Source organism: Psychrobacillus sp., from assembly GCF_032154225.1.
Taxonomy (GTDB): Bacteria; Bacillota; Bacilli; order Bacillales_A; family Planococcaceae; genus Psychrobacillus.
The window spans coordinates 20,159-27,150 of the sequence record NZ_JALDYF010000031.1; the positions used below are offsets into that span (position 1 = coordinate 20,159).

A 6,992-nucleotide genomic window follows, 5' to 3' on the forward strand; every position below is an offset into this window, starting at 1 on the left:
CTTTAGTTGTATACTATTATTATTTTCCTTCTATGGTTACAAATTGGATTGGTTGACTGCTTAAAATAAGAAAAATCGAGGGAAATAACGTCGAGTCCTTTAAAGCCAAGGTACAAGAGCACTACAGTTTCCGGTTCGCTTCAGGCTTCGCAATTAGGCTATACGATGATCGGGGAAATTTTTAAAGCATGTTGGAAGTGGCTGTACCTCTTCCAACATGCTTTTTAGTCGGTCATCGTATGGCAATTGTCCACCTTCCACTCGCCAGAAACTTCCGTGCCAAGTAATTAAATACTTTTGGCAATAGGAGAAGCAAATCGCATTCTATATAGTAAGAAGGACACCAAAGATGCAATTTGGGTGGCTCGTGTGTCTTTTTACAAAGACACACTTCTACATCTTGATCCAGTGAGTAGAAAGAGTACCTGCTTCTTACTGTCTAAAAATAGAGATGCAAGTACTTCAAAAAAACTAAATTAGAAAGAATATGATTACATTCTTCTAAACTAGTTGGATGGAGTAGAAAGCGGCGACTCGAGCGGGATTAAGCGGGACAGGTGAGGCCCCGCAGTGGAGCGTTTGAAGTGACCCCCGAACGCGCCCGCTTGAAACAGAATCCCTCTTATACATTCACATACTCCCTCTTATTCTTTAAAAAAAAGATCATCAGCCGATTACTCAGTTGATGATCTTCTTGTTTATATTATTTAGCTTGAGCTTTTGCTACATACTCATTGAAGTCAGCAATAGTTGGGTTACCAATGTAATGGCCGCCTTCTACTTGAATTACTTGTCCTGTAATGAACTTAGACTCATCAGAAGCTAAGAATAACACTGTGTTTCCGATATCGTCTGCTTCCCCATGATATGGAAGAGCATGAAATTTGCTGAAAATCTCCAAAAGTTCACCTGGCATATTATTTTTAGCAGCAGGAGTTAAAATAAGTCCTGGTGCTACTCCGTTTACACGAATTTTATCTTTGCCATATTGTGAAGCTGTGTATTTTGTAAGATTCACAACTGCTGCTTTAGAAGCACCATATGCTGAACGGACTGAATCACTAAAGAAACCTGCCATGGAAGCTGTATTTATAATAGATCCTCCACCCGCTTTAATCATATGAGGAATGGCAAATCGGCTACCAAGTAAAACACTCTTAACATTCATATTCATAAGACGATCCCATTCATCTAAGTCCATGTTAACTACATCTAAATCTTTTTGAAGATTTGTTCCACCCACATTATTGAAAAGAACCGTAATAGTTCCATATTGTTCCACTGTAAAATCAACAGCAGCTTTAATAGAATCTTCTTTTGAAGCATCTAAAAATACTGCTACCGCTTCTCCACCTTGACTATTAATAGCTTCAGCTGCTGCTTTTGCACCTTCTAAGTTATAATCTGCAATTACAACTTTTGCACCTTCTTTTGCTAATAATGTTGCTGATGATAGCCCAATACCAGAAGCTCCACCAGTTACTAATGCTACTTTACCTTGTACGCGACCCATAATTTTTCCTCCTTAATTTAAACGATTTATTTAAAAATTATCTAAGTTTAATCGATCCACCGTCAACCATGATTGTTTGACCAGTAATATAATCTGAATCTGCACTTGCTAAGAATACTGCAGTACGTCCGATATCTGTTTCTAACTCCCCAAGTCTTCGTAAAGGAATTTTAGCCAGCATACCTTGGTAATACTCAGGGTTTTCTTCAGCCCATTGAATCATACCTGGTGATTTAGCAATTGGAGCAATAATGTTTACATTGATACCGAATGGACCAAATTCATTTGCTGCCACACGAGTTATCGCACGGATTGCTTCTTTTGCTACTGCGTATGAACCTTGATTCACATCACCGTTTATTCCAGCACCAGATGCGAAGTTAATGATTTTACCTTGTGTTTCTTTTAAGTAAGGTAAAGATGCTTGCATAAGGTAGAATGTTGGATAGAATCCAGTGTTAAACGACAAATCGAAATCTGCTTGTGTCGTATCGGCAATAGAGTTCATTCTAGAAGCATGTGCATTATTTACTAAAATATCAATTTTCCCAAATTTATCTGCAATTTGCTTAACGATTGCACCTAATTTGTCATGTTCAGCAAGATTTGCTTGGATGAAAATTGATTCTGGTGCGTATTCTTGTAGTTCTTTAATCGATTGTAAACCAACCTCTTCATTTAAATCGATAATAGCAACTGTAGCTCCTTCTTTAACGAAAGCTGTTGCCATACCTTTACCAATACCTGACGCTCCGCCTGTGATAATAGCTACTTTGCCTTGTAATTTACTCATTAAAAACATCTCCTTTTGAATATACTTTAACATTAAATCTTTTAAAACTGAAATAGTTTGTTCACAATTTCGCTATAAATTTAAAAAAAGCTCTAATATCCCTTGGGACACTAGAACTTTCTCGTGTAAACTTAATATTGAAATTTTACCCTAACAGTTGCTTGAATGGAAATCTCTCCTTGCTCAATAGGAGTTTGATTGGCCATGGCTACTGATTTAAATAATATTGGATTGGCCTCATGCTCTTCTACAATTTCAATCGGTTGCTCTTGCAAAGGTAAATGCATTTTTTCAGCAATTGTTTTTGCTTTCGTTTGTGCATCTTGAAGCGCCAAGCGCAGGGCTTGTTGATAATAAATATTCGGATTTTCCACTCTAAATTGAATGGTCGACACACGATTTACACCATTGTACACTGCCGTATCGATCACTTTTCCAACTTGACTAACATCTTCTATTTTAACAGTAATAGCATTTGTCACCTCATATCCTCTAAACACTTGCTTTCCTTCTATAAAGTCATAGGTCGGAAATATATTATATGCAGTCGTTTGAATATTTTCTCTAGCAATATCTAGTGCCAAAATGGACTGAATAACTTGATTCATAATAGTTGCATTTTCCTGCTGTGCTTCACTTACACTCTTGCCTTCCGTACTAACCTCCAGTTGTAGCTGGGCATAGTTAGGAGGAGCTGAGATTTCCCCACTGCCAGTCACGGCGATGATACGTAAAGCAGAAGGAATATTTGAATTATTCATCGAATTCCACCTTCCAAACTGTTCATATGAATATATCTTATGCTTTATCTAAAAATATTATGTTTATATAAGTATTCATATGAAATATCAATAAATAAATACTCATTACTATTAATTGCTATAGAAAAAGTACGCGTCATTTCACCTGTATCGATATCACTATATAAATCAGAAAACACTCCACTCTGATCATTACGCATTTCAATAATTGTTTTTAAAAAATATGGACGCCAGCTCCAATTTTTATTGATTGCTTCTTCCTGCACATGCCACTTTTTATCGATACACATAATATTTGGCGATGTTTGAAATCCTTCTTCATCACAAATATAAAGTCGGAAAGAATACGCATCTAGCTCTTTAGCAAGTGCAACTAAATGATCAATATTGTCACCGGACGGCTTCATAAGTTGCACATATTTCTCTAATGCACTTTGTAATTCTTTTAGTGCATTGTAACTTCCCTCGAGCAAACGCTTCTCAGCCTTTATGAACTGTTGGCATCTCTCTCTAAAACTTTTCTTTAGTTGATCACGCGGAATCGTTCCTATATGCTCATCCGCTAAATATTTCCCTTGGTAATAGCGCCCACCATTTTTCCATGCAAATTGAAGTTGGTGCACATTGTCAATACCTTCAAATAGCATATTGGCCCCGATTTTTCGGGCTAGTGTACCTAATGAAGCAAATAAATCATTTTGCTCTCCCCAAGATTCATAACTTAACTGAGCAATATTCAACTTCAAAATATTCGGAGACAGCATTTTAATATAATCTAAATGACTTTCAGAACCAACTTGATTAATAGCAATCTTCAAATTATACGTCCGAAAATATCGGATAACATTGTTAAGCTGACTAAATTCACCTTTAAAATCATGTTCCGAAATAACGACCACAACACGTCCCAGCTCTTCTTCTGGAATGTATTCCTTTATAATATCGAAATAACTTTCTCCATAATCCAGCACTAACAAATTAGCATTACATGGCAAATAAATATCGAAATTCTTTGCTTCTTTTGTAAGTTGAGACAGTGCCAAATGCACAATTTTATGTTCTATATCTACTCTATATTCTTCTGGAATATCTTCATCGTCGACAAAAGATTGTACACTAATAGGCTTTTCATTGTTTATGAATTTTCCAGTAACCTCATATGCAACCACAATATGCTCTTCTGCACTAAAAACCGGCTGGAAATATGCCTTTAACTTTTCTAAATTTGTTAACACATCCATTGCGTCCATCCCAAAAACCTCCTTAACGAGTCGAACAAATGACTAAATAATAATGCTTCTTTATAATAAAATACCACAAAACACAAACGTTTCATATAAACAACCACCCATCATTCGCCTTTTCTGTAGACTACTCTATCGTTATCCTCTATACTATCGAATATATTCCTTAAATACGAACGAAGAGGTGTGAAATTTGATAAAATATACGCAAATTTTCCAAGGGACTGCTTTTACGAGCACATCCCCAAAAGAAGTAGAAGTATTAACTAATTATCTTTTCTGTATTAATGCAGATGGAATAATCGAAAAAATTGTCGCTCCAAGTGATGCAGACTATCAACCTTTACTTGATGCTTATGAAGGAAAAGAAAATTTCCATCGTTTAGCTGAAGGTCAATATTTCTTACCAGGCTTTGTTGATTTACATGTCCACGCACCACAATGGGCTCAATCTGGTACTGCATTAGACATTCCACTATATGATTGGTTGAATACATATACGTTCCCAATCGAAGCTAAATTTTCTGATTTAGATTTTGCGAAAGATGTTTACCAAGATGTTGTGAGTACTTTACTAGCAAATGGAACAACAACAGCTTTGTATTTTGCAACTGTTCATAAAGAAGCGAGTCTATTACTTGCGGAAATATGTGCGGAAAAAGGCCAACGTGGACTTGTTGGGAAGGTTGTCATGGATGATGCCGAACAAAATCCAACATTTTATCGCGATGCTAGCACGCAAACTGCATTGGCAGACACAGAAGAATTTATATTAGCTGTGAAAGAATTAGCAAAATCAACTAAACAAGGGGTATACCCAGTAGTTACTCCACGCTTTATACCAAGTTGTACAGACGACGCTTTAAAAGGTTTAGGGGAACTGGCTTCTAAGCATGATACTTACGTCCAATCACATTGCAGCGAAAGTGATTGGGCACACGGATATGTCCAAGATCGTTTCGGGAAAAACGACGCATTCGCGCTACATGATTTTGGTCTATTAAGCGATAAATCGGTCATGGCACATTGTAATTTTCTAGACGACGATGACGCAGATTTATTTGCAAAAACAGGAACTGCGGTTTGCCATTGCCCTATTTCTAATGCATATTTCGCTAACAGTGTAGTTCCAATCGCACACTTACAATCTAAAGGTGTAGAAATCGGTCTAGGTTCTGACATTTCCGGTGGTTTTTCACCTAGTCTTTTCGATAACGTTAGACAAGCAGTGATGTCATCAAGAATGCTAGAAGATGGCGTAAATACTGCACTTCCTGCTGCAGAACGTGGCGTGCAAAATTCACGAATTACGATTAACGAAGCATTCTATTTAGCAACTGCTGGTGGTGGAGAAAGCTTAAGCTTACCAATCGGTCGTTTAGCACAAAATTACACTTGGGATGTGCAAATTATTGATACAAAACTAGCCACTGCCAAGCTACCTATTTTTGATGCACAAGAAGATCTACATGATATTTTCCAAAAGATTATGTATCTCGCTCGCCCAGAAAATATTCGTGAAGTTTGGATTCAAGGTGAAAAAGTGCACGCACGCAAATAAGAAAAGCGTAAGCGCCTATGTCTGCCCCGAAAGCCAAATGAGGAAATGCGAGGAGGCAGTTCCCCAGCCACCGCAGATTTTTCACATTTGATCCAAAGGGATGGGCGCTGAAGTTAGACAGGTACTAAATATTAAAGTTTAAAGTTTATACTTTCTTATCTGTTTATAATAAAAAATTTAAGGTAGAGTAGGTTTTTGCTTACTCTACCTTCATTTATTCTTGTATTCTTGGCTAAAACTTGCAAGTTTTTCTATAGGTAGCTCTTCATATACGAGCTTTATTTTCTCTTTTATAACACGAGTTAAAGTACTTTCGATGTCTTCCGTAAAAAAAGTTACAAACACATGACAATGCGCTAAAGCTAAATGATTTGTTAATTGTTTAGCAAATCGATCGAGCAATTTAATATGCCCCGCTTGAACAGGATGATTTGAATAAACACTCACCGTGATTAAATTTGCTCTTATTTCTTCTTTTATATTAGGATGAGGGGAAGGAAAGTCATTTATTGTAGCAGGCCGATTCTCATCAAATATAATCATTCGATAAATAGATTTCTCCAATTGAATATCCCAAACTTCTAAATCTCTGAATCTTACCACTCGTTGAAAATCATCTAACATTTTTATGCTCCTTCCTATAGTAACTTCTCACAATTACAAGTATAATAAATTAATCGCATCAAATAGAAGATTTGTAAACTATACACCTTGCTTTTTATAAAAAAATAAAATATTTTAAAAAAACATTGCTTTTATAGTGAAAAGTGTTTTATACTATTACTTGTCGCTAATATAAACGACAACATCTCGGAGGAATACCCAAGTTCGGCTGAAGGGATCGGTCTTGAAAACCGACAGGCGGGTCATACCGCGCGGGGGTTCGAATCCCTCTTCCTCCTCCATTTTTATTTTTAAGTGCAAGTGAAAAATTAGTGCTATATATTATTGTCGCGGGGTGGAGCAAATCGTCAAACGAAGATGACGATTAACACCGATGCAGACGAAGTCGAAGCAGGTGTCCTACTTACTTCGAGCGTAGTAAAAGAAAAGTATAAACTATATTATTGTCGCGGGGTGGAGCAGTGGTAGCTCGTCGGGCTCATAACCCGAAGGTCGC

Annotated in this window: 6 protein-coding genes and 1 tRNA gene; 2 read left to right on the plus strand and 5 right to left on the minus strand. The window is 36.9% G+C overall.

The genetic code is table 11. The features are described 5' to 3' along the window. Nucleotides 1-703 precede the first annotated feature (703 nt). From RUH95_RS20795 to RUH95_RS20810, 4 genes are all read right to left on the minus strand, one after another. Nucleotides 704-1,513, minus strand: coding sequence for an SDR family NAD(P)-dependent oxidoreductase (locus RUH95_RS20795; RefSeq protein WP_313894827.1), 810 nt, complete (start codon nt 1,511-1,513; stop codon nt 704-706). 37 nt (nt 1,514-1,550) lie between these two features. Then, nucleotides 1,551-2,306, minus strand: coding sequence for an SDR family NAD(P)-dependent oxidoreductase (locus tag RUH95_RS20800; protein ID WP_313894828.1), 756 nt, complete (start codon nt 2,304-2,306; stop codon nt 1,551-1,553). A gap of 131 nt (nt 2,307-2,437) precedes the next feature. Next, nucleotides 2,438-3,067 carry an SIMPL domain-containing protein gene (locus RUH95_RS20805; RefSeq protein ID WP_313894829.1) on the minus strand — a complete coding sequence of 210 codons (630 nt, stop codon included), beginning with the start codon at nt 3,065-3,067 and terminating at the stop codon, nt 2,438-2,440. Nucleotides 3,068-3,111: 44 nt separating this feature from the next. Beyond that, a complete protein-coding gene (locus RUH95_RS20810) occupies nt 3,112-4,317 on the minus strand; it encodes an EAL-associated domain-containing protein (protein WP_313894830.1) in 1,206 nt (401 codons plus the stop codon). Between the two features lie 187 nt (nt 4,318-4,504). On the opposite strand from RUH95_RS20810, the gene guaD reads away from it, so the two are divergent. Further along, nucleotides 4,505-5,872 (plus strand): guanine deaminase, encoded by a 1,368-nt coding sequence (guaD, locus tag RUH95_RS20815; RefSeq protein ID WP_313894831.1) that lies wholly within the window; start codon nt 4,505-4,507, stop codon nt 5,870-5,872. A gap of 210 nt (nt 5,873-6,082) precedes the next feature. Here guaD and RUH95_RS20820 read toward each other — a convergent pair whose 3' ends face one another. Further along, the gene (locus tag RUH95_RS20820) at nt 6,083-6,496 is read right to left on the minus strand and encodes a hypothetical protein (protein ID WP_313894832.1); all 414 of its coding nucleotides are present in this window, start codon (nt 6,494-6,496) and stop codon (nt 6,083-6,085) included. A gap of 188 nt (nt 6,497-6,684) precedes the next feature. On the opposite strand from RUH95_RS20820, the gene RUH95_RS20825 reads away from it, so the two are divergent. After that, a tRNA-Ser gene (locus tag RUH95_RS20825) sits at nt 6,685-6,777 on the plus strand. The last annotated feature ends 215 nt before the right edge of the window (nt 6,778-6,992 follow it).

What these genes read in the sequence shown, in the direction of transcription:
- RUH95_RS20795 (WP_313894827.1), bottom strand. Translation starts at nt 1,513, where the DNA reads ATGGGTCGCGTACAAGGTAAAGTAGCATTAGTAACTGGTGGAGCTTCT.
- RUH95_RS20800 (WP_313894828.1), bottom strand. Translation starts at nt 2,306, where the DNA reads ATGAGTAAATTACAAGGCAAAGTAGCTATTATCACAGGCGGAGCGTCA.
- RUH95_RS20820 (WP_313894832.1), bottom strand. Translation starts at nt 6,496, where the DNA reads ATGTTAGATGATTTTCAACGAGTGGTAAGATTCAGAGATTTAGAAGTT.
- RUH95_RS20810 (WP_313894830.1), bottom strand. Translation starts at nt 4,317, where the DNA reads ATGGACGCAATGGATGTGTTAACAAATTTAGAAAAGTTAAAGGCATAT.
- RUH95_RS20805 (WP_313894829.1), bottom strand. Translation starts at nt 3,067, where the DNA reads ATGAATAATTCAAATATTCCTTCTGCTTTACGTATCATCGCCGTGACT.